The following is an 18,794-nucleotide window of genomic DNA, read 5'->3' as shown; positions in this document are numbered from 1 at the left end:
AGTGGCTGCCGTTTTCTTGACTAAGCGCGTCTTAAACAGCGACAGCAACAAAATTCATGCCAGTTCAGACTTTGTCGTCAAACAACAAACTACTGGCGTCCGACAGGCTTTGTGCCAGTTTCAATGCAGTTTCCGAAGGGATCTGGCGAATCACGTCACCGGTTTCAGTGGCAATGACCTTGACCACGACCCGGCCGGAGGAATCATCAATGGAAAAATCCAGTTTGCGCTGGGCAGCCTGGACGAATTCCTGAATATCGGTCACAGCTTTCTCCAGGTCATCACGCTTGGGCTCGGAGCCCACAGACGCAACGGCTTCAACCTTGGGTTGATCCTGTTTAGCGGTAACAGTCGGCGCGACACTCTGGGGAGCAACGGCCGGATAGGACAGGTTTAACTTGACGCTCATGTCCATGCTAAATCTCCTCATCACGGAAATGACGAAAGGGCACGTAAACGCGCCCTTCCGTCAGTCACCAAGCGCTGGAATTACTGAAGCAGCTTCAGTACAGCGGATGGCAGCTGGTTAGCCTGGGACAGGATCGCGGTGGAAGCCTGTTGCAGGGTTTGTTGCTTGGTCAGCTGAGCAGTTTCCGACGCGAAGTCGACGTCCTGGATCACGCCACGAGCAGCAGTGGAGTTGTCCGAGATGCTGCGCAGGTTGGCCACGGTGCTGTCGAAACGGTTTTGTACCGCACCGAGGTCAGCACGCTGGGAGTCGATGTTGGCGATTGCCTGGGTGATCACGTCAACAGCGTTTTGCGCGTTGGCAGCAGTGGTCACGTCAGTGTTGTTGACGGTGGTTTTGGCCGAGCTGACGGTAGTACCGGCAGCCACGAACAGACCCGTTGCACCAGCACCGCTCAGCGAGTAGCTGTTGGTGGAGTTCAGCGATACCGCACCAGTCACCTGGATTGGACCAGCAGCGGCAGCAACACCAGCACCGTAGGCACCAGCACCGTTTTTGGCAGCAACGGTGATACCAGCGATTGCACCAGCGTCACCAGTGTCCAGAGTGATGTTTTCACCGGTGTCGGATTTGATTTGCAGGTTGTTGGTGGTGGCGTTGTAGTTAACGCTGATGCCCAGTTTGGCAGCGTTGGACTTCAGTTGGTCAGCCAGACCAGCGGTGTCGGTAACACCAACCATGTTGACTGCGGCGCCGCTGCCTACTTTGATGGAGAAGTTGGCGCTGGCTGGAGTAGCGGCCAGGATTGCAGCAGTGTTAACAGTGAACTGAGCTTCAGTGCTGGCAGTAGCCGACAGGCCACCGATAGCGCCGTTCAGCTGAGCAGCGGTAGCCTTGGCAGACTGACCGGCAGCAACAGTTACGCTAGCGGTCTGGCCACCACCGGTGACAGCCAGAGCACCGCCGGCAACGCCAGTTGCACTTGGCGCGATGTCCACGGACTTCAGCTGCTGGGAACCGATGTTGTTAGCCGATACGTCGCCCAGAGTCATGTTGATGGTCTGGTTTGCGTTGGCGCCTACCTGGAAAGCGGTAGTACCGAAAGAACCGTCCAACAGGTTACGACCACCGAAAGTAGTGGTGGTAGCGATACGGGTCAGCTCGGAAGTCAGAGCAGAGTATTCAGCGTTGTTCGACTTACGGTCTTCAGCGCTTGGCGAGCCGTTCGCGGAAGCCAGAGCCAGGGTACGCATTTTCTGCAGGATGTTGGTGGATTCTTGCATCGCGCCTTCAGCAGTTTGCGCGATGGAGATACCGTCACCGGCGTTCTTGATGGCAGTCTGCAGGCCGTTGATCTGGCTGGTCAGACGGTTGGAAATTTGCAGGCCGGCCGCATCGTCTTTAGCGCTGTTGATACGCAGGCCGGAAGACAGGCGTTGCATCGAAGTTTGCAGAGCGTCGGACGAACGGGTCAAGTTCTTTTGAACGTTCAGCGATGCAATGTTGGTGTTTACTGTTAAAGCCATGACGAAATCCTCGTTGGATGGATACTGCGGCTTCCGGCCCTGACATCCGTCGGGTGTGGCCTAGAGAACCTACGTAATAGTTATCGTCGTGAAGAGGCTTTGCTTGAGCGGTTTTTTTGAAATTTTTAGTGGCAGCTTGCCAGTCCTTTATTTTCAAGGCTTTGGAGCCAGAAAATCTGGCGTCAGAAAAACGCAAAACGCCCGGCAACTTTCGTTACCGGGCGTTTTTTTCATGCCATTGGCAAGGCGCTACGATCAGCCGCGATAAAGAATCGCCGAGCCCCACGACAGGCCCACACCGAAACCACTGATGGCCACACGCGTCCATTTCGAATCGAACACATGGTTCTGCAATAGCAACGGAATACTCGAAGACACCGTGTTACCGGTTTCGAGCATGTCCTTGATGAACTTCTCCGGCTCGCCCTCTTCGAAGCGCCGCGCAACGGCATCGACAATCGCCGCGCTACCCTGGTGAATGCAGAAAGCGTCGATATCGTGCGCCTGCAAGTTGGACTCATCCAGCAGCTCGTGCAAATGGGCCGGAACTTTCAGCAAAGCGAAGTTAAAGACCTGGCGGCCGTTCATAAAGAACACGCCATCGGTGACCTTGAGGTGCGGCGCACCGGAACCGTCAGTGCCGAACTTCGACTTGCCGAGCTGCCAGACAGCATTTTCGCCCATCCAGGTCGCGGTGGCAGCATCGCCGAACAGCATGGTGGTGTTGCGGTCTTCCGGGTCGACAATCTTCGAGTACGGATCAGCCGTCACCAGCAGGCCATTTTTCAGCCCCGTCGCTTCCATGAACCCCTTGAGGGCATAGATGCCGTAAACGTAACCGGAACAGCCCAGGGAGATATCAAAAGCGGCGACATGGGTTGGCAGACCCAGTTTGTCCTGAACGATCGCAGCGGTATGCGGCAGGCCTTCCTCGTCACCGTTCTGGGTGACAACGATCAAGCAATCGATGGATTCACGCTTGAGTTCAGGGCTGGCGGCGAATAGTGCATTGACTGCTTCGACGCACAGATCCGAAGTTTCCTGATCGGCACCCTTGCGCGGCAAAAACGCCGAGCCGATCTTGCCAAGGATAAAGGTTTCGTCCTTGTCGAACTTTGCACCCTGGGCGTAGTTGTCAACCCCGGCTGCCGGCACATAACTCGCTATATTTTTTATGCCAATCATTATGGCTTCCCAATAATAAACAGCTGAATATCGCCGCTCGCTGAATCGAGGGCGTCTACAGTCAGGGCTCAGCCCCCAGAGGAGGCAACGTCGGGACTCAAGGATCACCTTGAACAGACCCACCACCTTCACCGCCCGCAGACAGGATACAGTGAAGATGCGCGTTTTGACTGGCGGGTCACTCAGAGATCAGTGCTTTATTTGATTTTGTGGCACAAGCCCTGCTCCGCCCCAACCTGCCTCACTAAAAAAATGCAAAAAAAAAGCCAGCCCTCTATGACAGGGACTGGCCGCGAGCGGTCAAGACCGACTCAAAGCTTGTTGAACAGGCCCAACTGGGAAATCTTCGAGAACGCCAATTGGGCCGCCTGCAGCATGGTTTGCTGCAAGGTCAGGCGAGTCAGCACTTCCGCTGGATCGGTGTTCTTGATTCCGTTCTGCGTTGAATCGTTGATCAGGCTAGTGCTCTGGTTTTGTTCGGCCTGCATATCCATTACGTTACCCCGGGCACCGATAGCGCCACGGGCCAGGTCGACCTGATTCTTGGCGTTGCCCAGGTTGGCAAGGGCCGAAGCCACGGTGTCTTCCAGAAAGCGCTGCGCGGTCGGATTGCCCTGGGTCGGCGAGTTAAGCGCCTGACGCAGCTGACTGATGGTATCCAGCACGTTCTGGGTCTGGTGTGTATTGACCGCGATGTCGAACTGATCACCCGTGGCGGGTGCGCCGCCACTGAGGGTAAAGCTGACACCGGCCGCCGTCGCCACACCCGCCGCCACAGCCCCGGAGGTTACCGGTGTGCTACTGCTGGTCAACGGACGGGCGTACAGGTCAAAGGTCGTCGGGCTGGTGAATTTCAGAACCGCCCCGCCTTCAGGGAAAAAGCTCTGATAATCCGCAGCATTGGTCACCGAAGTCTGGCTCACCAAAGCTGTCGATCCGTTGCTCGGCGCACGGTTGCTGACGAAGCTGTCCGGCTTGGCCGTCAACTGGAAACTGTGACCGGCGATCACCGCGTCGGCGTTGGTGGCGTTGTCACCGGCCTGGAAAGTGATATCCAGTTTAAAGGTCACACCACGGAAGTTGACGTCGGAGCCGCCCTTGGCATTTGGGTCAAACACCCCGCCCTGACTAGCCTCGGCGGTCACGTCATTCCCCAAGGCATCCGTGATCGAAAACTGGGTGCTGCTGGTGAAGGCCAGGGTATACGGCTGACCACTGCGGAAACTTGCATCGAAAGCCGGGCCGGAACTCACCAGGCCTGGCGACAAGGCCACACGCCCGTCATTGACGGCCGGCGCGGTCATGGTGGTCGAACTTCGGGCGGCATTGATCGCCTGCTGGAAAACATCCCAACCGGTATCGTTAAGACCCAGCGACATCGAGTCACCGATCTTCAATTGCAGCTGCGTCTGGTCACCCTGATAGCTGTAGGTACCGTCGCTGTTGCGTGCAAAAGGCTGAGTATTGTTGCTTGCGCCGGAAAAAATGTACTTGCCGTTGGCATCCTTGCTGTTCATCAGGCTCAGCAGTTGATCTTCAGCCTGACCGAGTTCTGCCGCAATGGATTTACGGTCGTCGTCGTTCAACGAACCGCCACCGGCACGTACCGCCAACTCGCTGACTTTTTGCAGCACGTTGTTGATGCTGTCCAGCACGCTTTCTTCCTGGGCCTGAGCAGTGTTCAACGCGCTGATGTTGGTTGTGTACTGACCCAGCATTGCCTTTTGCTGATCAAGTTGCAGCAGGCGGGCCGCACCGACCGGATCATCCGCCGCGGTCTCAAGCTTCACGCCGCTGCTGGCCTGCTCGGCCGTCTTGATCGCGTTGTTGAAGTTGCGCTGATAGTTGGCAGCCGTCGTCGCATAGTACTGTGCAGTAGAAATACGCATGTTTTACGGCTCCTTAAAGGGCGTTGATCAGAGTGCTGAAAATTTCCTGCGCAGTCTTGATGATCTGCGAAGAAGCCGAGTAGTACTGCTGGTATTTGATCAGGTTGCCAGTCTCTTCATCGAGGTCGACACCCGACAGCGAGTCGCGAGAATCCCGGGCCTGGGTCAGGATGGTTCCGGTGGCAGTGGCATCCAGTTGACCCTGCTTGGTCATGGAGCCGACCGACGAAACCAGACCACCATAAGCATCGGTAAAACTCACGCCAGGACTGGTGGCATTCGCGCCGACCGTGGCCTTGGTTTGCAGGCCGAGCAACGCCTGGGCGTTGCGATTGTCAGTGCTGCTGGCAGCCGTCATCGAAATATTGAAACTGTCGTCCTTGGCAGGGCTGCCACTGACGGTCATCGCCACGCTGAACGTTTTGGCAACGCCCCCGACGTCTGTGTAAGGCACGGAAATATTCAGATTGTTGTTCTGGCCAGGCACGATGCTGCCAGTGCCGATGCTGGCGCCCTTGGCGTCGAACACTTGGTAGGCGGTGGTGCTGGTCATGAGCAGGCGAACCGGCATCGATGCCTTGACCGCCGTCTGTACTTCCAGGCGCTGGGCCGGATCGTAGATGTCCAGGACTGTGCTCAGAACCGGCTGACTGACAGCACCGGTGCCGTCATTGCCCGAGGCCTTGGTGGACGTCAGCGGAGCGGCCGTGGCCAAGGTTTTACTGTCGGTCATGACGGTCGTCATGTCCGCGGCAGAACTGCGCGTCGGGGTAATCTTGAAGGTGTCGCCGGCATTCACCGGGCCAGCGTTGAGGCTCAGGCTGAAGCCGTCGATGACCGGTGCAGGGGTAGCGCCCAGCGTGAAACTGCCCATGTCGGTATTGTCCGACAGACGACGCACGCTGTAGCCCGTGGCGCTGGTGAAGGTCACCTGGTAATCGCTGGCCGCCAGCTTGCTGGTGTCTTTGATGCTGACGTTGAGGTTGCCGGACGCCGGGGCGTTACTGCCATTGGCGATACTGCGCTGGCTGATGGCCTTTAGACTATTGATGTCGTTAAACAACGCCGAGCCGAAATTACCGTTCTGATCCAGCCCCTGCCCCAACTGTTTGTTGACCTGATCGGCCACCACCATGGCGATGCGACCCAGGCCGTTGACGGCTGGCGTCAGCACGTCGTCGCGGTAACGCAACAGGCCGCCCATCTCGCCGCCGCTGACCCGGGAAGTGATATCAATCGTCGAACTGCCGCGATCCATGATGATCGAGGACCGGGTAGGGTCATTCTTGTCAGCCGCCACGCGCAACGTATTGGCCGTATCACCGATGACCAGCGGCTGACCGCTGCCCAGATAAATATCCAGTCTGCCGTTGGTTTCGGTGACCTGCGTGCCCACCAGCTCGGAGAGCTGGCGAACAGTCTCGTTGCGCTGGTCCAGCAGGTCGTTGGGCATGCCACCCGAACTACTGACCTCGCTGATTTTCTTGTTGTAGGCCGCAACAGTCGCCGCCAGCTTATTGACCTGCTCAGCCATCGAGCCCAGCTGATCGTTGATGTACGTGCCTTGCTGATTCAGTTGCTGGGAGATGGCATTGAAACGACTGCTCAACCCCTGAGCATTGGTCAACAACGCTTGACGTGCAGTGCTGTCATTGGAGTTGGCGGACAGCGTTTGCAACGACGAGAAGAACGATTGCAGCGTTTTGGTTATACCGGTGCCACTGTCCGACAACAGCTTGTCCACTTGCGTGGCTTGCCCCAGATACGCTTGCGCATCGCTGTTGAGCGAAGTGGTGGTCTGCAGTTGTGCGTCAAGGTAGCTGTTGTACACCCGACGTACATCAGCCAGGGTCGTGCCGGTACCGATGTAGACATTGCCGAATTGCTGCGAGGCTTTGGTGCCCTGCACGGTCTGCTGGCGCGAGTAACCCGCGGTATCGACGTTGGCGATGTTGTTACCCGTAGTCATCAACGACGATTGGCTGGCTGACAGCCCCGACATCCCGATGTTGAGCAAACTCATGGTTCAGACCTTATAGCAATGCCTATAAAGGCGTGGTGGTAGCGCCCGCCGCAGCGTAGTTCTGGTAACTCGTCATCTGCTTGGCTATCTGCGAAATCTTGCTTGCGTAGTCCGGGTCGGTTGCGTAACCGGCCTTCTGCAACTCGCGCACAAACTGTTCTGGGTTATCGGCCGACTTCACAACATCTTGATAGCGATTGTTGGTTTGCAGCAGCGTCACAAGGTCATGGAAGCTGTCCTTGTAAGAGTCATAGGAACGGAACTGCGCCGTCTCCTTGACCATCTCACCATTCCTGAATTCGCTGGTGATCGCGCGCGCCGATTCGCCTTTCCAACTGCTGCTGGCCTTGATGCCGAACAGGTTGTGACTGCTGCTGCCATCCTGGGCGCGCATGACCGATTTGCCCCAACCGGTTTCCAGGGCGGCCTGTGCCACCAGGTAACGCGGATCGACACCAATGCGTTCGGCGGCCTCTTTGGCCATTGGCAGCATGGTGTTGACGAATTCGTCGGCGGAACTGAACGCTTTCTTCGCCGGTGCCAGCGGTATTTGCGCCATGGCACGACCATAAACCTGCAGACGCCCGCTGGATGTCGCATCCGCTTGCGAAGCCAGCCAATCGCCGTTGTACAGGGGGCCGGAACCGGTCTTGGTGCTCTGCGGCATTTGGATGTTGTTCTGCGCCGTCGTGACGGTCGCGGCAGTGGTCGATGCCGACGGCACCAGCCCTGCGAGCAAGCGGTCGGCCAGTTTCGGCGGCAGCGCCAGGCGTCGCTGATTGATCAGCGCCATATCATTGCGATGAGTGCCCTCGCCCGCACTGGCCGACGACTTCACCGAGCGCGAAGCCCACAACGGACGCTCGCCATTGAGGCGCGACAGCGGCCCGTTGGTGGCGACCGTACCGGCGCCAATCGGGGTTTCCACGGCGGCTTTCGCGGCCGCTTGTTTGGCGGCTGACGCAGCAGCGGCCTCGCCCGGGGCCAGCGGTTTGTTCTTCGACATCTGACGCATCAGCACGTCAGCCAGACCAATACCACCGCCCTCACGGGACATGGAAACGGCCAACTGCTGGTCGTACATTTCCTGGTATTGCTTGGCTGCCGGCGTGTTGAGCGGATTGTCCTGGCCCAGCGCGTCGGTGGCCGAGCGCATGGACTTGAGCATTTCACCGAGGAACAGCGACTCGAATTCCTGCGCAACCTTGCGCATGTTCGCGTCACTGTCCTTGTCGCCGACCTTGAGCTGGTTCAAGCGATTGAGGTCCGAATAGGAACCCGAATCGTTGCTGCTGACCCCCAATCCGCCCTTGCGCATATCCATGGTCGCCGTCCTCAGATCACGATCAGGTCGGCTTGCAACGCGCCGGCCTGTTTCAGTGCTTCGAGGATGGCCATCAAGTCACCCGGTGCCGCGCCGACCTGGTTCACCGCACGCACGATTTCGTCGAGGGTGGTGCCCGGGCCGAACTTGAACATCGGCTTGGCTTCCTGCTGGGCGTTGACCCGCGAGCGCGGCACGACCGCCGTCTGCCCATTGGACAGAGGGCCGGGCTGGCTGACGATCGGGTCTTCGGTGATGGTCACGGTCAAGCTGCCGTGGGTCACGGCGGCCGGGGAAACCTTGACGTTCTGGCCGATCACGATGGTGCCGGTCCGCGAATTGATGATGACTTTCGCCACCGCCTGACCCGGGTCGACTTCAAGGTTCTCGATGATCGACAAATAGTCGACGCGCTGACTCGGATCGAGTGGCGCACTGACGCGAATCGAACCGCCGTCGATGGCCTGGGCAACGCCAGGGCCGAGCATATTGTTGATCTTGTCGACGATGCGCTTGGCCGTGGTGAAGTCCGAACGGTTGAGGTTCAGCGTCAGGCTGTTGCCCTGGTTGAAACCGCTCGGCACCGAACGCTCAACCGATGCACCGCCCGGGATACGACCGGCCGACGGAACGTTGACGGTGATCTTCGAACCATCGCGACCTTCGGCATCGAAACCGCCGACCACCAGATTGCCCTGAGCGATCGCGTAGACGTTGCCGTCGATACCCTTGAGCGGCGTCAGCAGCAAGGTGCCACCGCGCAGGCTCTTGGAGTTACCGATGGACGCTACGGTAATGTCGACCTGCTGACCCGGCTTGGCGAACGCTGGCAAATCAGCACTGATCGACACTGCCGCGACGTTCTTCAACTGCACGTTGCCCGAACCCGCCGGCACCTTGATGCCGAACTGCGAGAGCATGTTGTTGAAGGTCTGTAGGGTGAACGGGGTTTGCGTCGTCTGGTCGCCGGTACCGTTAAGTCCGACCACCAGGCCGTAGCCGATCAATTGGTTGGAACGCACGCCGGAAATACTGGCGATATCCTTCAGCCGCTCGGCTTGAGCGTTGAACGCTGCGGACAGCAACAGGGCGGCCACCATCAGGTGTTTGAAGTTCAACGTAGCCACCTAGAAAGGGAACAGCGGGCTGAGGAAGAAACGGTCGAACCAGCCTGGCTGACTCGCATCGGCAAACGCACCGGTGCCCGAATAGGTGATCCGCGCATCGGCGACGCGGGTCGACGAAACGGTGTTGTCGGTGGCGATGTCATCGGCGCGAACGAGCCCGGCAATCCGCACCAGCTCATCACCGGTGTTGAGGGTCAGCCACTTCTCGCCGCGCACGGCGATGATGCCGTTGGGCAACACATCAGCGACGGTCACGGTGATCGAACCGGTCAGGCTGTTGCTCTGGCCGGACTTGCTGTCGCCCTTGGTTGCGCGGTCACCTTCGTAACCGACATCCAGACTCAGGCTACCGCTGCCCACTGGGTCACTGGTGCTCAGGCCGCCACCGAAAAACGAGCTCAGGCCGATGTCGGTCTTGCTGTTCTTGGCGGTTTGCGAGTTAGCGTTCTTACTGGCCTGGGTGCGTTCGTTCAGGGTGATGGTGATGATGTCGCCCACCCGGAATGCCTTGCGGTCGCTGTACAGGTTCTGTTCAAAACCGGCCTGATAGATCGAGCCGTTATTGGCGGCAGCCGGCAACGGTGTGCGCGGCAACACCGGGGCGTAGTAAGGGTCATTGGGCTTGGGCGGCGGGGCAACGCAGCCCGCGAGCACGACGGCCCCACTCAGTGCCAGAACAGATACAAAGCGATTCATGACCCTACCTCACGGTGTTGCAGGCGACCTGATGGCCGCCTCATAGACTTGATTACAGATTCTGCGTTACGAACGAGAGCATCTGGTCGGCGGTGGAGATCACCTTGGAGTTCATCTCGTAAGCGCGCTGAGTGGTGATCATGTTGACCATCTCCTCAACGGTGCTGACGTTCGACGTTTCCAGGGTGTTCTGCAGCGTGGTGCCGAAACCGGCCAGGCCCGGGGTGCCGACTTGCGGCGCGCCGCTGGCAGCGGTTTCCAGGAACAGGTTGTTGCCCACGGCCTGAAGACCGGCCGGGTTGATGAAGTCGGCGGTTTGCAGGTTGCCGATCACCTGGGATGCCGGGTTGCCGGCAACGGTGATGGACACGGTGCCGTCGCGACCGACCGTGAAGGTCTGGGCATCGTTGGGGATGACAATGGTCGGTTCCAGGGCGAAGCCGCTGGCGTTGACGATCTGACCATTGGAATCCAGGTGGAACGTACCGTCACGGGTGTAGGACGTGGTGCCGTCCGGCTGCAGAATCTGGAAGAAACCGCGACCGTCGATGGCCATGTCCAACGGCTGCTCGGTGGTTTGCAGGCTGCCGGCGGTGAAGTTTTTCTGGGTGCCGACAATGCGCACACCGGTACCCAATTGCAGACCCGACGGCAGTTCACTGTCCTGGGTCGACTGGGCGCCTGGCTGGCGCTTGATCTGGTAGAGCAAGTCCTGGAACTCGGCGCGGTCACGTTTGAAACCCGTGGTCGACACGTTGGCCAGGTTGTTGGAAATGGTCGTCAGGTTGGTGTCCTGGGCGGACAGACCTGTTTTGGCAACCCATAGAGCCGGAAGCATTCGATTCTCCTCGTGCGCCTGTTTTACGGCGCGACGTTCTGATAATTAGCTGATCTGCAAGACCCGAGCCATGGCCTGGTCGTCTTCTTTGGCGGTGTTCATCATCTTGATGTGCAGTTCGAACTGCTTGGCCAGGGCCAGCACCGAAGTCATCTCTTCCACGGCGTTGACGTTGCTCGACTCGAGGAAACCGGACACCAGCTTGACCTTGGCATCGGCTTGCGCCGGCTTGCCGTCCTTGGTGTGGATCGAACCGTCCAGGCCTTTGGTCATGTTCTTGAAGTCAGGGTTGACCAGTTTGATGCGGTCGACTTCGGCCATCACGCGAGGACCTTCGCCCATCGCACGAATGCTGATAGTGCCGTCCTCTCCCACTTCGATTTGCTGCTCGGGCGGCACGGCAATCGGCCCGCCATTGCCCATCACCGGCATACCATTGCCGGCCCGCAGCACGCCCAGGGCGTCGACGTTCAGGCTGCCGGTGCGCACGTAGCTTTCGCCGCCGTCAGGGTTCTGCACGGCGATCCAGCCATTGCCTTGCACCGCGACATCGAGGTCACGACCGGTTTCCACCAATGCGCCCGGGGAGAAGTCGGTGGCCGGTCGTTCGGACAGGGCAAACGCACGCGCCGGAAAGCTGTCGCCGAACACCGGCATCGAACGAGCCTGCTCCAGGTCTTTCTGAAAACCGTTGGTGGAGATGTTCGCCAGGTTGTTCGCATGAGCCTTCTGCGCCAGTGCATTCTGGCTGGCGCCGGTCATTGCCACATAAAGGTACTTGTCCACACTCTTTCCTCTGCATGCCGGACGTTTGCCGCCCACCGCTGTACTGCTGAGCCATAAGCAATTTGCAGACCAACTTTTTTCTGGCGGCGCAGGGACCGGCAAACAAAGGACTTGAGGGATTCAGGAGGGATTGGAGGATTGTGTCGAAGACGAAAAACCGGCGGTGTTATGCCGCTTCGCGGCAAGTGCCGATCTCTTCGGCTCAACACCGACCTACAGGACTTATGCGCTACCGGGTTCTTTACCGACCTCATACTCTCGCAATTTATTGGCAATAGTCGTATGCGAAACCCCCAACCGCTTGCCCAGTTGCCGACTGCTCGGATGCTCGGAATACAAACGCTCCAGCACCGCTTTCTCGAAGCGCCCGACAATCTCGTCCAGCCCGCCCTCGAGCGAGAAATCGCCAAGTGGCTGACGCACGCCGTAGTCCGGCAGGCGAATATGTTCGGCCTTCACCGTGCCGCCCTCGCACAAGGAAACCGCCTGGAACAACACGTTCTCCAACTGCCGAACATTGCCCGGCCAGTGGTAATGACTGAGCCGCTCCATCGCCGCTGGCGCCAGTTTCGGCAGCGGGCAACCGATCTGCCGACTGGCCTGATCGAGGAAGTGTTCCACCAGCGGCGTCAGGCCATCGAGGCATTCGCGCAGTGGGGGGATGTGCAGCGAAAGCACGTTCAAACGGTGATACAAATCCTGGCGAAATTCACCCCGCGCGCACAACTCGGACAGGTCGACCTGCGTCGCGCAGATCACCCGCACATCCAGGTAAACCTCTTCATCACTGCCCACACGACGGAAGCAACCGTCCTGCAGGAAACGCAGCAATTTCACCTGCAAACGCGGGCTCATTTCCCCGACGCCATCGAGAAACAGCGTACCGCCCGCTGTCAGCTCCAGCAGCCCGAGCTTGCCTTCTGCCCTCGCCCCTGCGAAAGCGCCGGGACCGTAGCCGAACAACTCGGTCTCGGCCATCGACTCCGGCAGACCGGCGCAGTTGAGCGCCATCAACGGTGACTGCCCCCGCGGACTCGCCAGGTGGCAGGCTCGCGCCAGCAACTCTTTACCGGTGCCGGTTTCACCTTCTATCAATAGCGGCGCATCCAGCGGTGCCATGCGCCGGGCCTCGCGCACCACGGCGGCCATCACCTTCGAGCTTTGGAAAATGCTGTCGAAACCGCGCAGCTCCTGCTTGCGCACGTTATAGATGCGCTCACCGACCCGGTCGGCGCGGTGCAGCGTGAGTACCGCGCCGGCCATGGCTTCGCTGTCGTCATGCTCCGATTGCAATGGCGCGATGTCGGCGAGAAACACGTCACCCTTGACCTTCACCCGCAAGCCGTTGATCCGCGACTTGTTGGCGCGCACCAGTTCCGGCAAGTCGAAATCTTCGGCGTAACGCGACAGTGGAATCCCAGGCACCTCATCCACGCGCACCCCGAGCAACTGCGCCGCTGCGCGGTTGGCCGCGACGATCGAGCCGCCCATGTCGATCGACAGCACCGGAAACTCCAGGGCGCCGAGCAAGGCATTGAGTTCCATGTGCCGACGCTCGCTGGGCATCAGACCTACGCGCTTGACGCCAAAAACCCCGGCAATCGATTCAAATTTCGGACGCAAAGCCTGGAACTGAATGTTGATCAGGTTCGGGCAATGCAGGTAGATGGCATTGCCATGCTCACCGCCGACCTCGCCGCGTGCGACGTTGATCCCGTATTCCACCAGCAGGTTGAGAATGTCGCGCAGGATGCCGATGCGGTTCTGGCAGTGGACTTTGATACGCATATAAAGGCCCGAAACAGGAGTGATCGAGGGCCTGAGCCAGAAATTTTCTGCGCAGGCGCCAACTTAGTCGTCAAGATTATGTGACACCTGCAAGCCATTTCAAACCCGCAAATCCCAATCTCTGCGCCATAGCGGCTGATCCGTAACGAAAACTTTACGAAAACCGACGAATTTTCCTACGCACCACGCGACTCGCGTGCTGCAACACTGCATTTCTTGAGGTATTTCTAGGTCCATAGCAGGACATAACAAGAACGAAATCCCCTAGCAGGAGAGCAGCATGAAGCAGACGCAATACGTGGCTCGCGAGCCCGATGCGCAAGGTTTTATCGACTACCCCGCCGAAGAACACGCGGTGTGGAACACGCTGATTACTCGCCAACTGAAAGTGATCGAGGGTCGCGCATGCCAGGAATACCTGGACGGTATCGAAAAACTCGGTCTGCCCCACGACCGCATTCCGCAACTCGGTGAGATCAACAAGGTCCTCGGTGAAACCACCGGGTGGCAGGTCGCCCGGGTACCCGCACTGATCCCCTTCCAGACCTTTTTCGAATTGCTCGCCAACAAGCAGTTCCCGGTAGCGACGTTTATTCGTACCCGCGAAGAGCTGGATTACCTGCAAGAGCCGGACATTTTCCACGAGATCTTTGGCCACTGCCCGCTGCTGACCAACCCTTGGTTCGCCGAATTCACCCACACCTACGGCAAACTCGGCCTACAGGCTACCAAGGAAGAACGCGTGTACCTGGCGCGTTTGTACTGGATGACCATCGAGTTCGGTCTGGTCGACACTTCAGAAGGTATGCGCATCTACGGCGGCGGCATTCTCTCCTCGCCGAAAGAAACCGTTTACTGCCTGTCGGGCGAACCTGAGCATCAGGCCTTCGATCCGCTGGAATGCATGCGCACACCGTATCGCATCGACATCCTGCAACCGCTGTACTTTGTCCTGCCGAACCTCAAGCGCCTGTTCGACCTCGCACACGAAGACATCATGGGCATGGTCAAGCAAGGCATGCAGCTAGGCTTGCACACACCAAAATTTCCGCCAAAGGCTGCGTGATCCGCAGCTTTTAGAATCAAGTGAGCCTGTCAGGAACCGACGCTTTGGTTTAGCGTGGTGAATTGACGGCCGAATTCCAATAATTCGATTTCAGGAACCCATCATGTCCACATTAAACCAAGCCCATTGCGAAGCCTGCCGCGCCGATGCCCCTCAGGTCAGCGACGAAGAACTGCCGGTACTGATCAAGCAGATCCCTGACTGGAACATTGAAGTGCGCGACAGCGTGATGCAGCTGGAAAAAGTTTTCCTGTTCAAGAACTTCAAGCACGCACTGGCGTTCACCAACGCCGTCGGTGAAATCTCCGAGGCTGAAGGTCACCACCCAGGCCTGCTGACCGAGTGGGGCAAAGTCACCGTGACCTGGTGGAGCCACTCCATCAAGGGCCTGCATCGCAACGACTTCATCATGGCCGCGCGCACTGACGAAGTGGCCAAGGACGCCGAGGGCCGCAAATAATGCATTTCGACGCCATCGGCCGAGTACCCGGCGACCCGATTCTCGGCCTGATGGAGGCCTATGCGCAGGACCCCAACCCGCGCAAATTCGACCTCGGCGTGGGCGTCTATAAAGATGCCCAGGGTCTGACACCGATCCCCCAGTCAGTGAAGCTCGCCGAGCAGCGCCTGCTGGATCGGCAGACCACCAAGACCTACATCGGTGGTCACGGTGAACCGGCGTTCGGCAAGGCCATCGTTGAATTGGTGCTGGGTGCCGATTCCCCGCTGATCGCTGAACATCGGGCCGGCGCGACGCAAACGCCGGGCGGCACCGGCGCGCTGCGCTTGAGTGCCGACTTCATCGCCCAATGCCTTCCCGGCCGGGGCGTGTGGCTGAGCAACCCGACCTGGCCGATCCACGAAACCATCTTCGCGGCAGCCGGAGTCAAGGTCAGTCATTACCCGTATGTTGGCAGCGATAACCGCCTCGACGTCGAAGCGATGCTCGCGGCACTCAAGGAAGCGCCGAAGGGCGATGTGGTGCTGCTGCACGCCTGCTGCCACAACCCGACCGGGTTCGATCTGTCCCATGACGATTGGCGCCGGGTGCTGGACGTGGTGCGCAGTCGCGATTTGGTGCCGCTGATCGACTTCGCCTACCAGGGCTTCGGCGATGGCCTGGAACAGGATGCCTGGTCGACGCGGTTGTTCGCTGCCGCGTTACCGGAAGTGCTGATCACCAGTTCCTGCTCGAAGAACTTCGGCCTGTACCGCGACCGCACCGGCGCGCTGATCGTCTGCGCGAAAACCACTGACAAGCTGGTGGACATCCGCAGCCAACTGGCCAACATCGCCCGCAACCTGTGGTCGACACCGCCGGATCACGGCGCGGCTGTGGTGGCGACCATCCTCAGTGATCCAGAGCTGAAAAGCCTCTGGGCCGACGAAGTGGAAGCCATGCGTTTGCGTATCGCCCAACTGCGCAGCGGTTTGGTTGAAGCGCTTGAACCTCATGGTTTGCGCGAACGCTTTGCGCACATCGGCGTGCAGCGCGGGATGTTTTCCTACACCGGTTTGACGCCGGACCAGGTCAAACAACTGCGCGATCATCACAGCGTTTACATGGTCAACTCAGGCCGGGCCAACGTCGCCGGGATTGATGCAACGCGTCTGGACCTGCTGGCCGAAGCAATCGCCAAGGTTTGCAAGTAACCATCAAACCCTGCACAGCCCCCTGTGGGAGCGAGCCTGCTCGCGAATGCGGAGTGTCAGTCGACATCAACATTGACTGATCCACCGCATTCGCAAGCAGGCTCGCTCCCACATTTGTTTTGTGTCGCTCTCTCTTCCAGACCTGTCTAGACAACCCCATCCGTCGCAACAATTGGATATAAAAGTCTATTTGTCATTTCTTCTGCTGTATCCTCCCCAAGCTTTTTAAAAGCGCGGATCTACCAGATCTATCAACAGACTTTGCGAGGAGCGCGATATGCACGAGATCCCTAATCTCCCCTTCCCAAGCCTGCACGAAACTGAGCAGACGCCCACGCAACAAGCCGGTGCCCAACAGCCCGAGCCGAAAGAAGCCACTGAACGCCGCAAGGCCGACAGCGAAGACTGATTCACCTGCAATGCCAGACCGTGTGGAAAGCGCTAACATGCGCTTTCCACACCGCCTGAACCCTTGAGCTCACCATGACCGACGACTTCACTCCTCCTTTTGATGAAGAGCTGCAGGCCAGCGTCTTGATCGGCACCACCGAGAAGATGATCGATATCTGGAATCGCCTGTCCCCCGAGAAACGCGCCGCGCTGCTCGCCCGTTTCGGCAGCGAAGAAAACGCCTTGGCCGCCCTGGTCACCACGCACCTGGTCGCTCCCGCCAAACCCTGATTCATCCCCGCCCGGCAAATAGTTTTACTTTTTCACGACCCGCAGCCGCTTGCGCCGCTATCATAAGCAGCCTATCTATCCTGCTTCCCCGTGGATCTTTACCCATGTCTGAAAACCAGCGCCCCCTGGCGGTCACGCTGCAAGTCGTTTCCATCGTCCTGTTCACCTTCATCGGCTACCTGAATATCGGCATTCCCCTGGCCGTGTTGCCGGGCTACGTCCACAGCGATCTGGGCTTCGGCGCGGTCATCGCCGGGCTGGTGATCAGCGTGCAATACCTGGCCACCCTGCTCAGTCGTCCGTATGCCGGGAAAATCATCGACAACAAGGGCAGCAAACTCGCCGTGATGTACGGCCTCGCCGGCTGCGGGTTGAGCGGCGTGTTCATGCTGATTTCGGCCTGGACCCAAAGCCTGCCGACCTTGAGCCTGATCAGCCTGTTGATCGGCCGTCTAGTGCTCGGCAGCGCAGAAAGCCTGGTGGGCTCCGGTTCGATCGGCTGGGGCATCGGCCGGGTTGGCGCGGCGAATACTGCCAAAGTCATTTCCTGGAACGGCATCGCCAGTTATGGCGCCATCGCCATCGGCGCACCGCTGGGCGTGCTGCTGGTCAGTCAATTGGGTTTGTGGAGCATGGGCGTAAGCATCGTGTTGCTGGCCCTCCTCGGCCTGGTGCTGGCCTGGCCGAAAACCGCCGCGCCGATTGTGGTCGGTGAACGTTTGCCGTTCATGCATGTGCTCGGTCGGGTGCTGCCGCATGGTTGCGGCCTGGCGCTGGGTTCCATCGGTTTCGGCACTATCGCGACTTTCATCACGTTGTATTACGCCACGCAGCATTGGGACAACGCGGTGCTGTGCTTGAGTTTGTTCGGCGCCAGTTTCATCGGTGCGCGGCTGCTGTTCGGCAACCTGATCAACCGCCTCGGCGGCTTTCGCGTGGCGATTGCCTGCCTGTCTGTGGAAACACTGGGGCTGTTGCTGCTATGGCTGGCGCCGGACGCTCATTGGGCATTGGCCGGTGCGGCGCTAAGCGGGTTCGGTTTCTCGCTGGTGTTCCCCGCGCTGGGCGTGGAAGCGGTCAACCTGGTGCCGGCCTCCAGTCGTGGTGCGGCAGTCGGGGCTTATTCGCTGTTCATCGATTTGTCGCTGGGAATTACCGGGCCGCTGGCCGGCGCGATTGCGGCAGGCTTTGGTTTTGCCTCGATCTTCCTGTTCGCTGCACTCGCCGCGTTGAGCGGTCTGGCACTGAGTGTTTACTTGTACCGGCAGGCGCCGAAGCATCTCGATGAAAAGTACCGGGAAGAGCGCCAAGCCCGCTAAAAATCGACCTTGCCGCGCCCGGCCTTGATACTGCCACGCTTGGTCTTGGATTCGAGCCGACGCTTCTTCGAACCGAGGGTCGGTTTGGTCGGACGACGTTTCTTTTCGACCTTGGTGGCACTGAGGATCAGCTCGGTCAGCCGTTCCAGCGCATCCGCGCGATTGGCTTCTTGCGTGCGGTATTGCTGGGCCTTGATGATCAACACCCCTTCGCTGGTGATGCGACTGTCACGCAGCGCCAGCAGCCGTTCCTTGTAGAACTCGGGCAAGGACGAGGCAGGAATGTCGAAACGCAGGTGCACCGCGCTGGAGACTTTATTGACATTCTGCCCACCGGCGCCCTGGGCACGAATGGCGGTCAACTCGATCTCGGCATCCGGCAGATGCACGTTGTTGGATATCACCAGCATGGAAAGCGTCCGTATTCAGAACGCGCAGGATACCGCGAATGAACTGAAAGAATGCGGTCCCTGTGGGAGTGAGC

General features: G+C 59.1%; 18 protein-coding genes. 6 read left to right on the top strand and 12 right to left on the bottom strand.

Translation table 11 applies throughout. From position 1 onward, the window contains the following. Positions 1 to 64: 64 nt before the first annotated feature. The 11 genes from QFX16_RS08345 to QFX16_RS08295 all read right to left on the bottom strand — a co-directional run bounded on the left by QFX16_RS08345 (position 65) and on the right by QFX16_RS08295 (position 13,591). On the bottom strand, positions 65 to 415 hold the full coding sequence (locus QFX16_RS08345; protein ID WP_283183553.1) for a flagellar protein FlaG: 351 nt from the start codon (positions 413 to 415) through the stop codon (positions 65 to 67). Positions 416 to 489: 74 nt separating this feature from the next. After that, positions 490 to 1,935 carry a flagellin N-terminal helical domain-containing protein gene (locus QFX16_RS08340; RefSeq protein ID WP_283183552.1) on the bottom strand — a complete coding sequence of 482 codons (1,446 nt, stop codon included), beginning with the start codon at positions 1,933 to 1,935 and terminating at the stop codon, positions 490 to 492. 255 nt (positions 1,936 to 2,190) lie between these two features. Then, positions 2,191 to 3,120 carry a ketoacyl-ACP synthase III gene (locus QFX16_RS08335; RefSeq protein WP_283183551.1) on the bottom strand — a complete coding sequence of 310 codons (930 nt, stop codon included), beginning with the start codon at positions 3,118 to 3,120 and terminating at the stop codon, positions 2,191 to 2,193. A gap of 311 nt (positions 3,121 to 3,431) precedes the next feature. Next, positions 3,432 to 5,009 (bottom strand): flagellar hook-associated protein 3, encoded by a 1,578-nt coding sequence (locus tag QFX16_RS08330; RefSeq protein ID WP_283183550.1) that lies wholly within the window; start codon positions 5,007 to 5,009, stop codon positions 3,432 to 3,434. A 13-nt stretch (positions 5,010 to 5,022) separates the two neighbouring features. Then, the gene (gene flgK, locus QFX16_RS08325; RefSeq protein WP_283183549.1) at positions 5,023 to 7,032 is read right to left on the bottom strand and encodes a flagellar hook-associated protein FlgK; all 2,010 of its coding nucleotides are present in this window, start codon (positions 7,030 to 7,032) and stop codon (positions 5,023 to 5,025) included. Between the two features lie 22 nt (positions 7,033 to 7,054). Continuing rightward, positions 7,055 to 8,356, bottom strand: coding sequence for a flagellar assembly peptidoglycan hydrolase FlgJ (flgJ, locus tag QFX16_RS08320; RefSeq protein WP_283183548.1), 1,302 nt, complete (start codon positions 8,354 to 8,356; stop codon positions 7,055 to 7,057). Between the two features lie 11 nt (positions 8,357 to 8,367). After that, complete coding sequence (locus QFX16_RS08315; RefSeq protein WP_283184534.1) at positions 8,368 to 9,456, bottom strand: flagellar basal body P-ring protein FlgI; 1,089 nt, start codon at positions 9,454 to 9,456, stop codon at positions 8,368 to 8,370. 27 nt (positions 9,457 to 9,483) lie between these two features. Continuing rightward, positions 9,484 to 10,179 carry a flagellar basal body L-ring protein FlgH gene (gene flgH, locus QFX16_RS08310; RefSeq protein WP_149418667.1) on the bottom strand — a complete coding sequence of 232 codons (696 nt, stop codon included), beginning with the start codon at positions 10,177 to 10,179 and terminating at the stop codon, positions 9,484 to 9,486. Between the two features lie 52 nt (positions 10,180 to 10,231). Continuing rightward, a complete protein-coding gene (flgG, locus tag QFX16_RS08305; protein ID WP_283183547.1) occupies positions 10,232 to 11,017 on the bottom strand; it encodes a flagellar basal-body rod protein FlgG in 786 nt (261 codons plus the stop codon). Positions 11,018 to 11,062: 45 nt separating this feature from the next. Further along, a complete protein-coding gene (locus tag QFX16_RS08300; protein ID WP_283183546.1) occupies positions 11,063 to 11,803 on the bottom strand; it encodes a flagellar basal body rod protein FlgF in 741 nt (246 codons plus the stop codon). Between the two features lie 222 nt (positions 11,804 to 12,025). Beyond that, the gene (locus QFX16_RS08295; RefSeq protein WP_283183545.1) at positions 12,026 to 13,591 is read right to left on the bottom strand and encodes a sigma-54-dependent transcriptional regulator; all 1,566 of its coding nucleotides are present in this window, start codon (positions 13,589 to 13,591) and stop codon (positions 12,026 to 12,028) included. A 280-nt stretch (positions 13,592 to 13,871) separates the two neighbouring features. Here QFX16_RS08295 and phhA point away from each other — a divergent pair, with 280 nt between their 5' ends. The 6 genes from phhA (at position 13,872) to QFX16_RS08265 (ending at position 18,310) form a co-directional block, all read left to right on the top strand. Then, on the top strand, positions 13,872 to 14,657 hold the full coding sequence (gene phhA, locus QFX16_RS08290) for a phenylalanine 4-monooxygenase (RefSeq protein ID WP_283183544.1): 786 nt from the start codon (positions 13,872 to 13,874) through the stop codon (positions 14,655 to 14,657). 103 nt (positions 14,658 to 14,760) lie between these two features. Beyond that, positions 14,761 to 15,117, top strand: coding sequence for a 4a-hydroxytetrahydrobiopterin dehydratase (locus QFX16_RS08285; protein ID WP_008030478.1), 357 nt, complete (start codon positions 14,761 to 14,763; stop codon positions 15,115 to 15,117). Further along, positions 15,117 to 16,310: an amino acid aminotransferase gene (locus QFX16_RS08280; protein WP_439900109.1), complete on the top strand. Its 1,194-nt coding sequence runs from the start codon at positions 15,117 to 15,119 to the stop codon at positions 16,308 to 16,310. Before QFX16_RS08285 ends, QFX16_RS08280 begins: the two co-directional genes overlap by 1 nt. 277 nt (positions 16,311 to 16,587) lie before the next feature. After that, positions 16,588 to 16,719 carry a hypothetical protein gene (locus tag QFX16_RS08275; protein ID WP_008156098.1) on the top strand — a complete coding sequence of 44 codons (132 nt, stop codon included), beginning with the start codon at positions 16,588 to 16,590 and terminating at the stop codon, positions 16,717 to 16,719. Positions 16,720 to 16,793: 74 nt separating this feature from the next. Then, a complete protein-coding gene (locus QFX16_RS08270; RefSeq protein WP_046046420.1) occupies positions 16,794 to 16,991 on the top strand; it encodes a hypothetical protein in 198 nt (65 codons plus the stop codon). Between the two features lie 104 nt (positions 16,992 to 17,095). Beyond that, positions 17,096 to 18,310 carry an MFS transporter gene (locus QFX16_RS08265; protein WP_283183543.1) on the top strand — a complete coding sequence of 405 codons (1,215 nt, stop codon included), beginning with the start codon at positions 17,096 to 17,098 and terminating at the stop codon, positions 18,308 to 18,310. On the opposite strand, the gene arfB is transcribed toward QFX16_RS08265, so the two are convergent. Beyond that, entirely contained in the window at positions 18,307 to 18,720 is a 414-nt protein-coding gene (gene arfB, locus QFX16_RS08260) for an alternative ribosome rescue aminoacyl-tRNA hydrolase ArfB (protein WP_008010994.1), read from the bottom strand. The two genes, QFX16_RS08265 and arfB, sit on opposite strands and share 4 nt — an antisense overlap. Between the last annotated feature and the right edge of the window lie 74 nt (positions 18,721 to 18,794).

It is taken from the genome of Pseudomonas svalbardensis (assembly GCF_030053115.1).
Lineage (GTDB): Bacteria > Pseudomonadota > Gammaproteobacteria > Pseudomonadales > Pseudomonadaceae > Aquipseudomonas > Aquipseudomonas svalbardensis.
The sequence above is the reverse complement of the archived record's forward strand: the minus strand, read 5'-3'. Positions and strand labels throughout refer to the sequence as shown.

Bases quoted from the DNA above. Each gene is read 5' to 3' on its own strand.
- QFX16_RS08275 (WP_008156098.1), top strand. From the start codon at position 16,588: ATGCACGAGATCCCTAATCTCCCCTTCCCAAGCCTGCACGAAACTGAG.
- QFX16_RS08335 (WP_283183551.1), bottom strand. From the start codon at position 3,120: ATGATTGGCATAAAAAATATAGCGAGTTATGTGCCGGCAGCCGGGGTT.
- QFX16_RS08340 (WP_283183552.1), bottom strand. From the start codon at position 1,935: ATGGCTTTAACAGTAAACACCAACATTGCATCGCTGAACGTTCAAAAG.
- QFX16_RS08330 (WP_283183550.1), bottom strand. From the start codon at position 5,009: ATGCGTATTTCTACTGCACAGTACTATGCGACGACGGCTGCCAACTAT.
- flgJ (WP_283183548.1), bottom strand. From the start codon at position 8,356: ATGGATATGCGCAAGGGCGGATTGGGGGTCAGCAGCAACGATTCGGGT.
- flgG (WP_283183547.1), bottom strand. From the start codon at position 11,017: ATGCTTCCGGCTCTATGGGTTGCCAAAACAGGTCTGTCCGCCCAGGAC.
- QFX16_RS08285 (WP_008030478.1), top strand. From the start codon at position 14,761: ATGTCCACATTAAACCAAGCCCATTGCGAAGCCTGCCGCGCCGATGCC.
- QFX16_RS08280 (WP_439900109.1), top strand. From the start codon at position 15,117: ATGCATTTCGACGCCATCGGCCGAGTACCCGGCGACCCGATTCTCGGC.
- flgK (WP_283183549.1), bottom strand. From the start codon at position 7,032: ATGAGTTTGCTCAACATCGGGATGTCGGGGCTGTCAGCCAGCCAATCG.
- QFX16_RS08295 (WP_283183545.1), bottom strand. From the start codon at position 13,591: ATGCGTATCAAAGTCCACTGCCAGAACCGCATCGGCATCCTGCGCGAC.
- QFX16_RS08265 (WP_283183543.1), top strand. From the start codon at position 17,096: ATGTCTGAAAACCAGCGCCCCCTGGCGGTCACGCTGCAAGTCGTTTCC.
- phhA (WP_283183544.1), top strand. From the start codon at position 13,872: ATGAAGCAGACGCAATACGTGGCTCGCGAGCCCGATGCGCAAGGTTTT.
- flgH (WP_149418667.1), bottom strand. From the start codon at position 10,179: ATGAATCGCTTTGTATCTGTTCTGGCACTGAGTGGGGCCGTCGTGCTC.
- QFX16_RS08345 (WP_283183553.1), bottom strand. From the start codon at position 415: ATGGACATGAGCGTCAAGTTAAACCTGTCCTATCCGGCCGTTGCTCCC.
- QFX16_RS08315 (WP_283184534.1), bottom strand. From the start codon at position 9,456: ATGGTGGCCGCCCTGTTGCTGTCCGCAGCGTTCAACGCTCAAGCCGAG.
- QFX16_RS08270 (WP_046046420.1), top strand. From the start codon at position 16,794: ATGACCGACGACTTCACTCCTCCTTTTGATGAAGAGCTGCAGGCCAGC.
- arfB (WP_008010994.1), bottom strand. From the start codon at position 18,720: ATGCTGGTGATATCCAACAACGTGCATCTGCCGGATGCCGAGATCGAG.